Source organism: Congregibacter sp., assembly GCF_965660375.1.
Taxonomy (GTDB): domain Bacteria; phylum Pseudomonadota; class Gammaproteobacteria; order Pseudomonadales; family Halieaceae; genus Congregibacter.
On the sequence record NZ_CBFHZO010000126.1, the window covers coordinates 1 to 14,854 of the forward strand.

Annotated in this window: 14 protein-coding genes; 1 reads left to right on the forward strand and 13 read right to left on the reverse strand. The window is 58.4% G+C overall.

Translation table 11 applies throughout. The features are described 5' to 3' along the window. From acs to ACTG3T_RS13170, 11 genes are all read right to left on the reverse strand, one after another. On the reverse strand, window positions 1–1,918 hold a 1,918-nt coding region (gene acs / locus ACTG3T_RS13120), incomplete at its 3' end, for an acetate--CoA ligase (protein WP_439102732.1). A 179-nt stretch (window positions 1,919–2,097) separates the two neighbouring features. After that, window positions 2,098–2,982 (reverse strand): pantoate--beta-alanine ligase, encoded by an 885-nt coding sequence (panC, locus tag ACTG3T_RS13125; RefSeq protein ID WP_439102733.1) that lies wholly within the window; start codon window positions 2,980–2,982, stop codon window positions 2,098–2,100. A 289-nt stretch (window positions 2,983–3,271) separates the two neighbouring features. Continuing rightward, window positions 3,272–4,063 carry a 3-methyl-2-oxobutanoate hydroxymethyltransferase gene (panB, locus tag ACTG3T_RS13130; protein WP_439102734.1) on the reverse strand — a complete coding sequence of 264 codons (792 nt, stop codon included), beginning with the start codon at window positions 4,061–4,063 and terminating at the stop codon, window positions 3,272–3,274. Between the two features lie 80 nt (window positions 4,064–4,143). Continuing rightward, window positions 4,144–4,809 (reverse strand): deoxynucleoside kinase, encoded by a 666-nt coding sequence (locus tag ACTG3T_RS13135; RefSeq protein ID WP_439102735.1) that lies wholly within the window; start codon window positions 4,807–4,809, stop codon window positions 4,144–4,146. After that, entirely contained in the window at window positions 4,806–5,327 is a 522-nt protein-coding gene (gene folK, locus ACTG3T_RS13140; protein WP_439102736.1) for a 2-amino-4-hydroxy-6-hydroxymethyldihydropteridine diphosphokinase, read from the reverse strand. The genes ACTG3T_RS13135 and folK overlap by 4 nt, the downstream gene beginning before the upstream one ends. After that, window positions 5,324–6,604, reverse strand: coding sequence for a polynucleotide adenylyltransferase PcnB (gene pcnB / locus ACTG3T_RS13145; RefSeq protein WP_439102737.1), 1,281 nt, complete (start codon window positions 6,602–6,604; stop codon window positions 5,324–5,326). Before pcnB ends, folK begins: the two co-directional genes overlap by 4 nt. Before the next feature lie 525 nt (window positions 6,605–7,129). Next, window positions 7,130–8,578 (reverse strand): sigma-54-dependent transcriptional regulator, encoded by a 1,449-nt coding sequence (locus tag ACTG3T_RS13150; RefSeq protein WP_439102738.1) that lies wholly within the window; start codon window positions 8,576–8,578, stop codon window positions 7,130–7,132. A gap of 75 nt (window positions 8,579–8,653) precedes the next feature. Further along, the gene (locus ACTG3T_RS13155; protein ID WP_439102739.1) at window positions 8,654–9,781 is read right to left on the reverse strand and encodes a sensor histidine kinase; all 1,128 of its coding nucleotides are present in this window, start codon (window positions 9,779–9,781) and stop codon (window positions 8,654–8,656) included. An 81-nt stretch (window positions 9,782–9,862) separates the two neighbouring features. Next, entirely contained in the window at window positions 9,863–10,729 is an 867-nt protein-coding gene (gene gluQRS, locus ACTG3T_RS13160) for a tRNA glutamyl-Q(34) synthetase GluQRS (protein WP_439102740.1), read from the reverse strand. 22 nt (window positions 10,730–10,751) lie between these two features. Continuing rightward, the gene (gene dksA / locus ACTG3T_RS13165; protein WP_439102787.1) at window positions 10,752–11,165 is read right to left on the reverse strand and encodes an RNA polymerase-binding protein DksA; all 414 of its coding nucleotides are present in this window, start codon (window positions 11,163–11,165) and stop codon (window positions 10,752–10,754) included. Window positions 11,166–11,530: 365 nt separating this feature from the next. Then, complete coding sequence (locus ACTG3T_RS13170) at window positions 11,531–11,854, reverse strand: Rieske (2Fe-2S) protein (protein ID WP_439102741.1); 324 nt, start codon at window positions 11,852–11,854, stop codon at window positions 11,531–11,533. Between the two features lie 87 nt (window positions 11,855–11,941). Between ACTG3T_RS13170 and ACTG3T_RS13175 the strand changes: the two genes are divergently transcribed. Continuing rightward, the gene (locus ACTG3T_RS13175; RefSeq protein ID WP_439102742.1) at window positions 11,942–12,718 is read left to right on the forward strand and encodes a M15 family metallopeptidase; all 777 of its coding nucleotides are present in this window, start codon (window positions 11,942–11,944) and stop codon (window positions 12,716–12,718) included. Between the two features lie 22 nt (window positions 12,719–12,740). On the opposite strand, the gene ACTG3T_RS13180 is transcribed toward ACTG3T_RS13175, so the two are convergent. Next, window positions 12,741–13,379 carry an inorganic pyrophosphatase gene (locus tag ACTG3T_RS13180; RefSeq protein WP_439102743.1) on the reverse strand — a complete coding sequence of 213 codons (639 nt, stop codon included), beginning with the start codon at window positions 13,377–13,379 and terminating at the stop codon, window positions 12,741–12,743. A gap of 159 nt (window positions 13,380–13,538) precedes the next feature. Then, window positions 13,539–14,849, reverse strand: coding sequence for a 6-phosphofructokinase (locus ACTG3T_RS13185; RefSeq protein WP_439102744.1), 1,311 nt, complete (start codon window positions 14,847–14,849; stop codon window positions 13,539–13,541). Between the last annotated feature and the right edge of the window lie 5 nt (window positions 14,850–14,854).

Below are 14,854 nucleotides of genomic sequence, written 5' to 3' on the forward strand. Positions count from 1 at the left end.
TGATCAGCTCATCCACAACACCGGGATCCGCAAGGGTCGACGTGTCCCCGAGACTGTCCAGCTCATTCTCCGCGATCTTGCGCAGGATACGGCGCATGATTTTGCCGGAGCGGGTTTTGGGGAGCCCTGGAGCCCATTGAATAACGTCAGGTTTGGCGATGGGGCCGATTTCTTCAACGCAGAGCTGCACGAGTTCGGCCTTCAACGTGTCGTCGGGTTCCACGCCCTCCATGGGTGTCACGTAGCAGTAGATACCCTGGCCCTTTATGTCGTGGGGAAAGCCCACCACCGCCGCCTCGGCAATGCTGTCGTGGAGGACCACAGCACTCTCAACCTCCGCTGTGCCCATGCGGTGGCCGGAGACATTGAGCACGTCGTCTACGCGGCCGGTAATCCAGTAATAGCCATCCTCATCGCGGGTGGCGCCATCACCGGTGAAATAGTACCCGGGGTAGTTTGAGAAGTAGGTATCCACCATACGCTGGTGGTCGCCGTAGACCGAGCGTATCTGACTGGGCCAGGAAGACTTGATGGCCAGGTAGCCGGAGCCAGCGCCTTCTACCTCGCTGCCATCCTCTGCGAGTAACACAGGCTCAACGCCAAAAAATGGCACCGATGCGGCGCCGCCTTTCATGGGCGTGGCACCCGGCAGGGGACTGATCATATGAGCCCCGGTCTCCGTCTGCCACCAGGTGTCCACGATAGGGCAGCGTTCTTCCCCCACAATATGGAAATACCACTCCCAGGCTTCGGGGTTGATGGGTTCTCCCACCGTGCCAAGAATACGCAGACTGCTCCGTGATGATCGCGTGACAAAGGCATCGCCTTTGCCCTGAAGCGCGCGGATTGCCGTGGGCGCGGTATAAAAAATCGATACCTGATGTTTATCCACAACATCCCAGCAGCGCCCCGCGTCGGGGTAGGTCGGTACACCTTCAAACATCAGCGTCGTGGCGCCATTGGCCAGGGGGCCGTAGACAATGTAGGAGTGCCCGGTGACCCAGCCCACGTCTGCGGTGCACCAATAAACCTCGCCTTCGCGGTAATCGAATACGTATTTAAAACTCATGCTTGCTTGAAGAAGGTAGCCCGCGGTGGTGTGGAGCACGCCTTTTGGTTTGCCCGTGGATCCGGAGGTGTAAAGTATGAACAGTGGATCTTCTGAATCCATGGATTCAGGTTCGCAGTCATTGCTTTGCTGGGCGGTGATGTCGTCGTAATACACATCGCGGCCCTCTTCCATATACACCTTTGCTCCCGTGCGCCGCACGACGATGCAGGTGCTCACGCTGGGGCAGTCTGCGAGGCTTTTATCGACGTTGGTCTTCAGGGGCACGGCTTTCCCGCCGCGGAGTCCCTCGTCACTGGTGATAACTGCTGCGCATTCAGCGGACTGAATGCGGTCTTTCAATGCCTCGGGGGAAAAGCCGCCGAAGACTATGGTGTGTACAGCTCCGATGCGAGTGCAGGCCAGCATCGCGATAGCAGCTTCGGGCACCATAGGCATATAAAGGCACACCCGGTCACCCTTGCCGACGCCGCGGGCACGGAGCGCATTGCCCAGACGACAGACTTCGTCTTTGAGCTCGGCGTAGCTAATCGCCCGGCTTTCTTCCGGATTATCACCTTCCCAGATAATTGCCGTTTGATCGGCGCGCTCGGGAAGATGCCGATCGATGCAGTTCACGCTGACATTGAGTTTTCCGCCGGCGAACCAGCTCGCGTCGCCATTTACAAAGTCGAAGGAACACACGGAGTCCCAGGGTTTATCCCAGGTCAGGAACTCTGTCGCCATATCGGCAAAGAAGCCGTCGCGATCGTTCAGGGAGCGCTCGTACATGGCCTTATAGTCTTCGGGCTTGATGTGCGCGTCCTCAAAACCCGCGGGAATGGGATGCGTCGGGAAGTGGTGAGACATGGTGGGTCCCTCTCTATCATTATTCGCTGTGTTGACTGAGCAAACGATTCTAGACGCACAGGGCAGCGAGGCAAGCCTACGTTAGTCTAAGTCGGGCGGTGGCGCTGTACGGAGCGCAGAAAAGTACGTCGGCGCTTCCGCGGGTTCGGGACAAAGGGGGATTCGATTGCCCGTGAGCGTCAGGGCGTCGCGAGCATACCCCAGTCTGATGCCGGATTTAAGGTCAGTCGCACATTGTCGATGAGCCGCGTGCCTCCAAGGCGGGCAGCGACGAGGATCGCAATTTCTTCGGTGTTTTCCCCGACGGCCTGGAGGGTACGGGCGTCGCGGATCGCGAAATAATCCGGGGCAAAACCGGCTTGAAGCAGTTGCATGCGCGCGTGGGATTCGATTTGGAGGAAATTGTCGAAGCCGCAGGCAATGGCATCCCGGCAGTCCAAAAGCGTTTTGTGCAGCAAGGGGGCAATATCGCGCTGGGCGAGGCTGAGATAATGGTTGCGGGAGCTCAGAGCGAGCCCGTCATCAGCGCGCACGGTAGGCACCCCTACGATATCGACGGGCATGCACAGGTCTTCCACCATTTTGCGGATGATGGACAGCTGCTGAAAGTCCTTTTCTCCGAAGAGAGCAACATTAGGTTGCACCATATTGAAGAGCTTGCAGACCACGGTGGCAACGCCATCGAAGTGTCCCGGTCGGTTACTGCCGCAGAGGGTCTCTGAAAGATCCGGGACCCGGACCACAGTCTGTGCGCTCAGGCCATCGGGGTAGATATCATCCTCTGAGGGAACGAAGAGGTAGTTGGCCCCCTCGGCAAACAGCTTTTCACGGTCCGCGCTCAGTGTGCGGGGGTAGGCATCAAGGTCTTCATTGGCGCCGAACTGCATGGGATTGACAAATATGCTGACCACCACGATGTCGCCGAGCAGCTTTGCGCGGCGCACCAGTTCCAGGTGTCCCTCATGAAGATTGCCCATGGTGGGTACAAAGGCAATGCTTTCCCGGGCAAGTCGATGCCGTTGCAGTGCATGCTGCAATCCTGTCTTGCTGTCTATTACCAGCATTTTGTTACCAGCATTCTTTCTACTAGCATCGTGCTACCCCACTTGCGGTCAGGGTGGGCCGTTGGAGCGCCGTCAATTACCAAGAGTCGCTCCATGCCCGGGTTGTGGCGGGTTTTCCCGCTCAGGGCGGACGAGTATGCAGCTTTAGCGGGGGGTGGGCAAGCGTGCGGTGGCGCTGTTGTGATGGCTCTTTTGTTACCAAAAGAAGCGAAATGTGTAACCTATGGTTATGTTGACCGGACTTTCGCCGATGCGAGGAGCCATGCGAGGACCGACCTGGCAAGAGACGCTACTTATAACTGTGCGCTTCCCGGGGGTAGCTGCCGTCTTTGACAGATGTCACGAACGCCTTTAGTGCGTCTTGAACGCTGTCGGCGCCCGCCATGAAGTTTTCCACAAAGCGGGGCTGATGATCTGAAAGGCCCAGCAAATCATGCATTACCAGAACCTGGGCATCGGTTCCCGCACCGGCGCCAATACCGATTACCGGTATGTCCAGCTTCGCCGAGATGTCGCTCGCCAGCTCCGCGGGAATGCACTCAAGTACCAGCAGGCTGGCACCGGCGTCCTGAATTTCCACCGCATCCGCAAGAATTGATTTAGCTTCCTTTGGCGTTCGCCCCTGCACACGATAGCCGCCAAAGGCATTGACCGACTGGGGCGTTAGACCCAGGTGGGCGCACACCGGGATACCTCGCTCCACAAGGGCGCTGATGGTATCGCTCAGCCAGACACCACCTTCCATCTTCACCATCTGTGCCCCAGCCTGCATGAGTCGCGTGGCGTTGGTCATGGCTTCGGTGCTGTTGCTGTAGGTCATAAAAGGCAGGTCGGCGATGACCAGTGAGTGGGGGGCCGCCCGGTTTACAGAGCGTGTGTGGTACTCCATGTCCTGGATGGTCACGGGAATTGTACTGTCGTGCCCCTGAAGCACCATGCCCAGGGAGTCTCCCACCAGGATCGTCTCTGCTCCGGCTTCACTGACGAGACGCGCGAAGGTGGCATCGTACGCTGTGATACACACAAATTTCTCGCCCGCGGCCTTCATCTTGTCGAGAGTGCTGATGGTTACTTTAGCCATAAACTACAAATTTGCTCCGAAACTGGAAGCCCGTAAGTCACAAGCGCCTGCGGCTATCCGAAAAGCGCCTGAGGCTAGCGTTAGCCAAAGAACGTCGGGTTGAAATAATGGCGACCGCTGCGAATATCCAGCAAATAATCCACCAGTTGCAGATAGTCACTGTCGCCCTGCGCAAGATCAATCATGCTCGCATTGACGATAAGCAGAGGCGCGCCATCGTAGTACAGAAAAAATTCGCTGTACACTTCGTTTAACTGCTCCAGATAGCGCCCATCGATGCTTCTTTCGTGCCCTATTCCCCGGCTTTCGATCCGTTCGAGAAGTACGTCCGTGGGCGCCTGGAGATAGATAACCAGGTCGGGCCGGGGGGCATCAATGGTGAGTTTCTGATACACCTTTTCATAGAGCTCAAACTCGTCGCTATCGAGGTTGATGCGGGCAAATAGCGGATCTTTCTCTATAAGAAAGTCGGCCACGCGCACCGGCGAAAACAGCTCTGACTGCCGCAGCTCCTGTATTTTTTGTGCGCGCTGAAACAAGAAAAACAGCTGCGTTGCGAGCGCGGCTTCACTCCGATTGCGATAAAAGCGTTCCAGAAATGGGTTTTGCTCCGCGTCTTCCAGCAGGGTTTCGTGGTTGAAGGTTTCTGCCAGGCGCCTTGTGAGGGTGGTTTTCCCCACGCCAATGGGGCCTTCCACTGCGATATAGGCGGGTGGTTTGCGACCCCGCAGATCCGGCGTAGTCATGCGCTCATGGCCTCGGACTCCGGCAGCGACCACCCGAGGCTGCTATCCGATAAGTCGCTATCCGGGCAGGCCTTCAGGCGCTGGGCGAGCGTGGACCCGTCCTGCAGCTGCCATTGCTCACCCACGATGTCGGCCAGAGGGCGAAGCACAAAATTGCGGTCAATGAGTCCTGGGTGCGGTAGGGTCAGACGCTCGCTCTGCAGGGTGACCGTGTCGTAGATCAACAGATCCAGGTCCAGCGTTCTTGGTCCCCAGTGCTCCTTGCGCACTCTGCCCGCCTTTTTTTCCAGAAACTGCAGGGTGTCGAGAAGCGCGAGGGGCTCCAGCGCCGTGTCCACGGCGATGACCGCATTAAGGTAGTCGGGTTGGTTCTGAGGCCCCATGGGCGCTGAGCGGTAGATCGAGGACCGGCCAGTAACTGTTGTGGCACTCAGTCGTTCGATGTCCTGTGCAGCCTGGATCAGAGCCCGATGGCTATCGCCTAGATTGGCGCCCAGCCCGACGAAGCACGCTGTCACGCGGGAGGCGCCGGACGTCTGCGCCCGCCCCGGCGACGGCGGCGCGGGGGGCGGCGATCTTCGGGAGAGTCCACTATCTCGATGGGGCCGTGCTCCTCCTGAAGGCGGGTCCAGGTTGCCCCGAGCCCGGAGCAGTCTTCACCGGCTTGCTCCCGCAGCAACAGAAAGTCGTAGGCAGCCCGAAAACGGCGCTTGCTCATGAGCTCCATCGCCCGCTTGCCCTCGGTGCGGGGCAGACGGAGCTGCATCTCCCATATCTCCCGCATGGGCATGCTGAATCTGCGGGGAATCGCGATACGCTGGCAGGCCTGGGCCACAATCTCCTGTCCCGCACTGTGCATTGCCGGCACCGGCTTTTCTCCCTGGTTTTCCAGCTGCTGCCGGCGCTCACAGACCGCGGGCCACAGCACAGCGGCGAGAATGAAGGCGGGAGTCACCGGTTTGTCCTGGCGAATACGCTGGTCCGTGTTGCCCATGGCGGCATCGAGGAGGCGGTCGTAGAAGGGGTCGCTGTCAGCCAGGCGGGCACTGTCGGGAAAAAGGTGCTCGAAGCAGCGGTACTCCCGCAGTAGCCGCAGGGTTGCCTGGGCGTTGCCGGTGAGAAACAGCTTGCCGAATTCGTCGAAGAGTCGCGCGGGTGGTATGTCGTCCAGCAGGGCGGCGAGCCTCGGAATGGCTGCGCCACTGGACTTTTCCACCTTGAAATCCAGCTTTGCGGCGAAGCGCAGGCAGCGCAACATGCGCACCGGGTCTTCCCGGTAGCGTGTTGCAGGATCACCGATAACCCGCACCTGCCGTGCTTCCAGGTCATCCAGGCCGCCTACCTGGTCGAAGACCTCAAAGCTACCGCTGTCGTAGTAGAGAGCGTTTACCGTCAGATCCCGGCGAACCGCGTCTTCTTCAAGGGTGCCAAACACGTTATCCCGCAGAAGCAGGCCCCGGGAGGAGCGCTTGGCGCCGGTAATTGCCTCGGTGTCATCATGATGGCCGCGGAAAGTCGTTACTTCGATAACTTCCCGACCAAATCTGACGTGCACAATGCGAAAGCGCCGGCCGATGATGCGGGAGTTGCCAAAGAGTGCGTGAACTTCCTCCGGCGTGGCATCGGTGGCGATATCGAAGTCTTTGGGGTGCCCCCCCAGCAGCAGATCTCGAACCGCGCCGCCTACCAAATACGCCTGGTGCTCGCGATCCCGCAGCCGTGCCATGACTTTTAAGGCGCCGGGACTGATGTCCTTGCGTGAGACGCAGTGTTTCTCTCTGGGTATGACTTTCAAGCGCTGATGTCTTCTCTTCGTATCGCCAATTATGCAAGGTAAAGGCGTAAAAGCCTGTGCCGGGAGCCTGTAAAAGCACTACCTCAAATAAAGGGATTGCAATGTGCGTTCAGGGCCTTTTTTTGTTGCGGGCATGGTAGCACAGGGTGTCCCAAAGTCAGGTTTGGGGGAGATTTTTGGGGATCTCTGCCTGGGCAGGTCTGTGGGGGCTGATGCTTTGCTGCGAAGGCGCTGTGATCTTTCTTTGGGGAGGCCCGGGGAGGTTTCTTTACAAGTCGCGCAAAACGAACGAGGGGGAAGTTAAAAACTTCCCCCTTCCAGGTTCACTAAACCAATTATTATTATTGCGGTGCGCATTATTATTATTTTTGTGCAACAAGTAAAAAGCATGCTTTGTGCCATCCATTTTTTTTTCTTTATATTCAGTAGCTTAGGTTTTTTCTATGCGGGGCTGAGAGAGCTTTTTTACCCGATTTGTTACTAATATCTACTGTTACCGCGGGTATCAATGGAGGAGGGTAACGCTCAGCCCGCTGCTTTTCGGGGACGGTTCCCGCCAGATTTTTTTCGTGGTATCTCAAAACGTTGCCGGCGCTCCCAAAGACACTTGCGGCTGATGCCCAGTTTCTGGGCAAGCTCTGTTTCGCTCATGGAGTCCTGGTGCTCGATCACAAACCGTTGAAAGTAGTCTTCCAGCGACAGGTCTTCCACGGGATCACTGTTGCGGGGTTGCCGTTTATTGGTGCCGCTGGCCACCCTGTCGCCGCGCAGGCGGTTAATATTGACCAGTTCAAGGTCAATACCCAGGGCTTCGTTATCGATCTCTGAGCCGTCCGTAAGGATGACTGCCCGCTCGATCGCGTGCTCCATCTCCCGGACATTACCCGGCCATTGGTAGGTAGTTATCGCCTGTATGGCACGGGGTGATAACGTCATGGTGGCGCGGTTGGCCCGGACCGCCTGTTTGTCCAGAAGCCGCTCGGCGAGAAACAGGATGTCCTTTCCCCGTTCTCTTAGCGGCGGAAGCTTCAGTCGCAATACGTTGATGCGATAAAAAAGATCCTGCCGGAAGCTGCCCTCGGAGGCGAGCGTTTGCAGGTCTCGGTGGGTGGCGCAGATAAGACGCACATTCACTTTGCGCGAGTGCACGGAGCCGATGCGTCGTATTTCTCCTTCCTGAATAAAGCGCAGAAGCCTCGCCTGGGCTTCCATGGGCAGTTCGCCAATTTCGTCGAGGAAAAGGGTGCCACCGTCCGCCGCTTCTATGAGCCCCATGCGATTGGTGTTGGCGCCGGTGAAGGCACCTTTCTCATAGCCGAAGAGCTCGGATTCGATCAGTGTCTCGGGAATGGCGGCGCAGTTGACGGAAATGAGGGTTTGCTCAGCGCGCTTGCTTTGGGCATGGATCTCGCGGGCGACAAGCTCCTTACCGGTTCCCGTTTCTCCAAGCACAAGAACCGTGGAGTCCGTAGGTGCGAACTTCCCCACGTGCTCGGCAAGCGCCTGCATGGCATCGCATTCACCAATGATCATCGCCACGCCATTGTCCTGGGCGCCCGGTGACTGAGTCGCGTCGGCTTTTTCCGCTTTGGGTGTTTTTTTTCCTTTGGGAGTTTTGTGCTGCGCGTGCTTATCGATAACGCGCTGTACCGCTTGCAGCATGTCCGCGTGGTCAAAGGGTTTGGCGATGTAATCCACAGCGCCCATCCGCATGGAATCCACAGCGGAACGGAGACTCGCATAACTGGTCATGATCAACACGGGAGTCGATCCAGCGAGGGCAATGAGATCGGTACCGGGGGAGCCGGGGAGCCGCAGATCACTGATGATCAGGTCGTAACTGGCGAGGGTGTAGTCGCTTTGCGCCTCAGCCACAGATCCTGCTTCATCTAACGTGTAGCCGTGCCTCTCCAGCAATCGGCGTAACGCCGCGCGGATGACTGACTCGTCTTCGACGATCAGTATCTTTTGCATCAATCGGGGACCCTTCTTTGCGCTGCACCGCATTCTAGCACTCTCAGCGAGTCTGTCTTTGGTCCCATGGGTTCCTCAGGCAAACGCCTGATTGTATTCAGCAGAGAACAGTACGACGCGGGCTCTGACGCCCCGTCCCGGGGTAACCGGTGACGGGCTCGCGAGACTGACGCTACCCCCCATGTCCTCCAGCATCCGTCTCACCAGAGCGAGACCCAGCCCGGTGCCCTCGCCCACGTCCTTGGTGGTGTAGAAAGGCTCGAAAACCTGAGAAATCACCTCCGCGGCAATGGCCGGACCGGGGTTGTCAATGATAATGGTCGTGGTGTCTCCGTCCTGCCGCGCCTCGATGAGCACAGGCCCTTCGTCGGTGGCGGCACTGCGGGCGTTATCCAGAAGATTCAAAAAAACCTGCAGTAATAGCTGGCTGTCGCCGCGAACCAAGAGCTCGCGGTCCGTGTTGTTGATGAACTCCCCCCGGGGCACGTCCATATCCAGATTCAGAAGATGGGCTGCTTCGTCGATGCAGTCAGCTAGGTTGCAGGGCACGGAATCAGCTTCGCGGACGCCGCTTCCGGGGTGCGATAGCTGCATGAGCGCATTAACGGTGCGGGAAATCCGGTCTGTTTGTTTGAGGATTTCCAGGGTGCCGGTTTCCAACTCCACGGCGTCGGCACTGTCAGCAAGATTCTGCGCGATACAGGCGATGCCGGTTACGGGGTTGCCAATTTCATGGGCGACGCCGGCGGCGAGACGTCCGATGGATGCCAGGCGCTCGTTGTGCAGCAGTTCATCCTGAAGTCGCTGATAGTCGGTAATGTTTTCTACAAGGATCTGCCGCCGTCTGCCGGGAAGTTGCAGGGCGCTACTGTGAACAATGACCCAGCGTTCTCCTCCGTTGTCGTCGTAGCCCAGAGATTGTTTGATGACCGTGCCTTCAGGGTCTACGAGGGCGGCGCTTAGCCCCTCAGGCCATGGATCGGGCAGACTGGCAATTTTTTCTCCGATCGCCTCTTCGGCGCTGATGCCGCTGAGGCTCGACATCTGGCGATTCCAGCGCAGAACGCGGTTATCACCATTGACGACGCAGAGCCCCGTGGGCAGCTCTTCAAAGGTTTGTTGATATTCCCGGCGCTGGCGGTAAAGCAGCACTAGCGTAATGAGCAGTGCGAGCGCGGGTATCGCAAAATAGAGAAAATCCATGAGTGCAGGCAAAAGCGGTGGCAGCGTTCGCTGAAGGCTCGTCAGTGAGAGACAGGGTCGCTTATGCTACGGGCATGCCGTTTAGGGGTAAACCAGAAGTTTGCTGGAGGCTGTTGCCAGGGCTTCCCGGTTCCAGACGGCCGCTGCCTGTGCAAGGAGCTCTTCCGCTGTGGCAGCGGGGCTTTCGGCGCTGGCCTGACCAAGGAGTCGCAAGGCATCACGGAGGTTGCCCAGCGCCTGTTTATCGTCGAGCGCCGGCGCCCCCGCCTGCTTGCTGAGCTTCGTGCCCCGGTTGTCACAGACCACGGGGAGATGGGCATGACTCGGTGGTGGGCTCGCCAGCAGTGCCAGCAGTTCAATCTGTGCAAAGGTCTGGCCAAGGAGGTCTGCGCCGCGGACCACGTGGGTAATACCTTGCCAGGCATCATCAACCACCACCGCCAGGGCATAGGCGTAGAGACCATCTTTACGGCGGAGTACTAAATCGCCGGGTTCCATCGTGGGAGCCTGAATGCCAAGAATCTGGTCATCAAATCCGATGTTTTCATCAAGCTGGATGCGTAGCGCGGTAGTGTCTTCCGGCGTTGGGCTACAGCGCCTGAGGCAGTTTCCCCCCGGGCCGAGAATTGCCCGGGTGCAGGAGCAGCTAAAAAGTCTGCCGCTGGCCTTCAGGCTTTTGAGGGCTTCGGCGTAAGCATCCAGACGCGTGGACTGAAACAGTACGTCCTCATCCCAATACAGACCGTGGGCTTCCAGAGATCGCAGAATGCTGTCGGACGCTCCCGGGACTTCCCGGGGAGGATCGATGTCTTCAACGCGCAGGAGCCAGATGCCGGACACCGATCGCGCATCGAGATAACTGGCGACGGCAGTGAGCAGCGAGCCCATATGGAGGGGGCCCGTAGGGGAGGGGGCGAAGCGGCCCCGGTATTGAGGCTTGGCAGCCATCAACCGGGACCTTGCGTGGGGCTTAGCCCAGTTCCTGCCGTTCTTTGATCTCGTCGAGGGTTTTGCAATCGATGCACAGGGACGCGGTGGGGCGCGCTTCCAGTCGCTTGATACCGATATCGACGCCACAGGCGTCACAGAAGCCATAATCGTCCTGTTCGATACGCTCGATGGTTGAATCGATTTTCTTGATTAATTTGCGCTCACGGTCGCGGGTTCGCAGTTCGAGGCTGAACTCCTCCTCCTGTGTGGCGCGATCGGCAGGGTCCGGGAAGTTGGCCGCTTCGTCCTTCATATGGGTAACGGTGCGGTCCACTTCTTCCATGAGCTCCGCTTTCCAGCGCTTGAGGATGAGCTTGAAGTGCTCGCGCTGCGGCTCATTCATGTACTCTTCGCCGCGCTTGGGCTTATAGGGCTCAAAATTGCGGAATTCCACGCCGCCAGACGCTTTTTTTCTTGAGCCGGCGCGGGAGCTGGTTTTCTTCGCGGGCGCTGCCTTGGCTTTGGTCGCAGCCTTTTTCTTGGGAGCGGCTTTAGTCGCAGCTTGAGTCGCGGCTTTGCTGGCAGTTTTAGCGCTGACGGCCTCTTTCTTTGGCGCGGCTTTTTTCGCTGCTTTGCTTTTTGCTTTCGGTGCTGCTTTAGGTGCTGCTTTTGTCGGCATAGTGGTGTTCCAACTATCTTACTCTGACTGCCGCGCGGGTTATTTCCGCAGGGCGCATTTCGAAGCGCCGAGAAGCTACCAGAATTGCGCCCTGCACACCAGAAAAAAACGCCCTTGACGAATCATTATTCGCCCGCAGCTCAATCGAGATAAATTTGTCCGGCGGCGATGGTAAAACCGACCGGGGTCAGGGACTCCCCCATGCACGGGCCGGCCACGCATTCTCCGGTCTCTGCGAGAAACTCCGCACCATGGCGCTGACAGTGAATAAGATCTCCGCTGTCATCGCTTAGCGACCCGCCCAGGGGGGCCAGGGTCTCGCGGGTATGGGGGCAAATGTTTTCAAAGAGAAAAAACTCATCCCGGCGTTTCACCAGTATCAGCGATCGCCCCTCCAGCGTTACACTTTGGCTGCTGTTATCCGCCATTTCTAGAACCGGAGAAATCGTTTCGGAGTCGTTCATGGTCCAGGAGTCTTCTTATCAACGTCGGGACGGCGCAGTAAGCCATCGGTCCCAAAGTAAAGGCAAGCTTATGCCCGGAGATGGTCTTTGAGCCTGTCGGTTTTTCAACGCCAGCTGTTGGGTCTTGATGAGAACGCATTACTTGCGCGTGGACGACACAAGCTGCAACCCGCCGTCTGGAACGCCTGGACGTATCTTAGCCTGGCTGCCGAAAAAGAGGGCTACAAGCTGCAGATTGCCAGCGCCTACCGTTCCTATGAAAGGCAGCTATCGATCTGGAACGGCAAATTGTCCGGCGAGCGCCCCGTCCTGGATGACAATGATCATACAATTGATATCAGAGATCTGAGCGACGCTGAGTGTATTCGCTGCGTGCTGCGTTTTTCTGCGATGCCCGGCGGCAGTCGCCATCACTGGGGTACGGATCTTGATGTGTACGATGCCGCGGCGGTGGCCGACGATTACCGCGTTCAGTTGAGTGCCGCCGAGGTAGACGCAGCGGGCCCCTTCGGCGCAATGCACGCCTGGCTGGATCAACGCATTGCCCGGGGCGAAAGCTTTGGATTTTACCGGCCTTACGATCGGGATCGTGGCGGTGTGGCCGCCGAGCGCTGGCATTTGAGCTACGCGCCGCTGGCTACGGACTTCGAGTGTGCAATCGATGAGTCACTGCTGCGGAGGCTATGGCGTGGCGAGGGCGGTTTTGAAGGAAACAGTGAAGGAAACAGCGAAGGAAAGACTGCTGTCAGACAGCCGGTTGCCAGGGAGGCGTTGGAGAGGGAGCTGGAATCGATCTTCGAGCGCTTTGTGCTGCGGGTAGCCAGGCCCCCCGCAGCCGCGCTTGCCTACCTACCGCCGGACTGATCGCCAGCGGCAGGTTTCGCACTTATTCTTTTGCCTGTTCGTGAAGTTCCCCGTAGTGATTCCAATAATCTGTTTCGGCAGCCGCAATCACCTTCATCGCCTCCTCGCGGCCATAGACATGATCGACCTTGATGTTGAGTTCCTTGCCGGGAACGAGCTTGTAGGTGGAGAAATAGTGCTGAAGCCGCTCAATCTTGATCTGTGGCAGATCAGAAATATCCTGCACATCGCCCCAGATATTGTCCCCATCAAGCACAGCGATGATCTTGTCGTCGGCTTCGCCGTCGTCAATCATCTGTATACCACCGACCACGCGCGCATTAAGCACAATGTCTGAGCGGTTTATATGGCGTTCGGAGTACACGCAGATATCCAGAGGATCGCCATCGGCTTCCTCGACGCCGGGGCAGCGCTTGGCCACTTCTTCCGCGCAGTAGGTGCGGGGGATGAAGCCGTAGAGTGCCGGGGGGCTGGAAGTCGTGCGCTGCGGGCGGTCCACCATCAAAAAGCCCGATGCCTTGTCCAGCTCGTACTTGACCACATCGGTGGGCAGCATTTCGATATACACCTGCACTACACCTTCTTCCGCACCGTCCATCTGGGTGTGTAGGCCGTGCCAGGGATGGCGGCGCCAGCGATTGAACTTCTCGTTACGATACATGATGTCTCCTTAATAGTTCACGGCGCGCGAGGGTGCGGCTAGGCCGTGGTGTATCCAGTGTTGCAAAGGATGCTGCAAAATCGGGACGCGATTGTACCCGCTACCCGGGATAGCTGCGAGGCGTTACTGCCGTTGCCCCGCTGGGGCCGACGGGTCGTCTCAGGCGACATTGAAGCGTTTGCGCAGCTTCCGGGGCACCAGTTCATTTTTCAGACGTACGTATTGGGGTAGGCCCTGACGATAGCTCGGGTAAGCCTCGCCCTGTATCAGCGGTTGCAGGTAGCCCCGGGCGGCGGGCGTTATGGCAAAGCCGTCGCGGCTGATAAAGTTGCGGGGCATCATCTTTTCAACATTGGCGACCTCGTCCAGGGGGGCTTCACCGATGCGCCAACTGTAGCGCTTGCCCTTGCCCCGCACGATGGCGGGCATGACCGCTGTTTTGCCGGCAACCGCCATCTCTACCGCCGCTTCGCCGACCGCATAGGCCTGATCCAGGTCGGTCTGCGAGGCGATGTGCCTTGCCGCGCGCTGGAGATAGTCGGCAACGGCCCAGTGGTACTTATAGCCCAGTTCTGTTTTCACCATGGCGGCGAGCGCCGGGGCCAGTCCACCCAGTTGCGCGTGGCCGAAAGCATCGCGGGTGCCCATATCGCTGAGGAAGCGACCGTCGGCGGTCTGTGCCCCTTCCGAGGCGACCACCACGCAGTAGCCAAAGCGTTTTACCGATTTTTGCACCCGCGTCAGAAACTTCTTTTTGTTAAAAGCGATCTCTGGGAAAAGAATAACGTGCGGTGCGTCGCCCTCCTGCTCGGCGGCGAGGCCGGAAGCCGCAGCGATCCATCCTGCATGGCGGCCCATCACTTCGAGAATGAAGACTTTGGTGGAGCTTGCACACATGGAGGCAACGTCCAGGGCGGCTTCCCGTGTGGAAATGGCCACGTACTTGGCGACGGAGCCAAAACCGGGGCTGTTGTCCGTATGGGGCAGGTCATTATCAATAGTTTTGGGTACGTGAATGGCTTGCAGGGGATACCCGAGGGATTCGCTCAGCTGGGACACCTTGAGGCAGGTGTCGGCGGAATCTCCGCCGCCGTTATAAAAGAAGTACCGGATATCGTGTGCCCTGAAGACATCGATCAGTCGCTCGTATTCAGCGCGGTTGTTCTCGAGGGACCTGAGCTTGTGGCGGCAGGAGCCAAAAGCGCCCGAGGGCGTCTGCAGCAGCCCGCGGATTCCCGCTTTGCTTTCCTTACTGGTATCGATGAGCTCTTCCTGCAGGGCACCGATGATCCCATTGCGTCCCGCAAAGACTTTGGCAATAACGTCGCGATGCTCCCGGGCAGTCTCGATGACGCCGCAGGCGGAGGCGTTGATGACGGAGGTGACGCCCCCGGATTGGGCGTAAAAGGCGTTAGCTTTGCGGCTCAAGACAGCGTTCCTCAGGGAGCATGAATCCAGGGACCGCATCATACGGG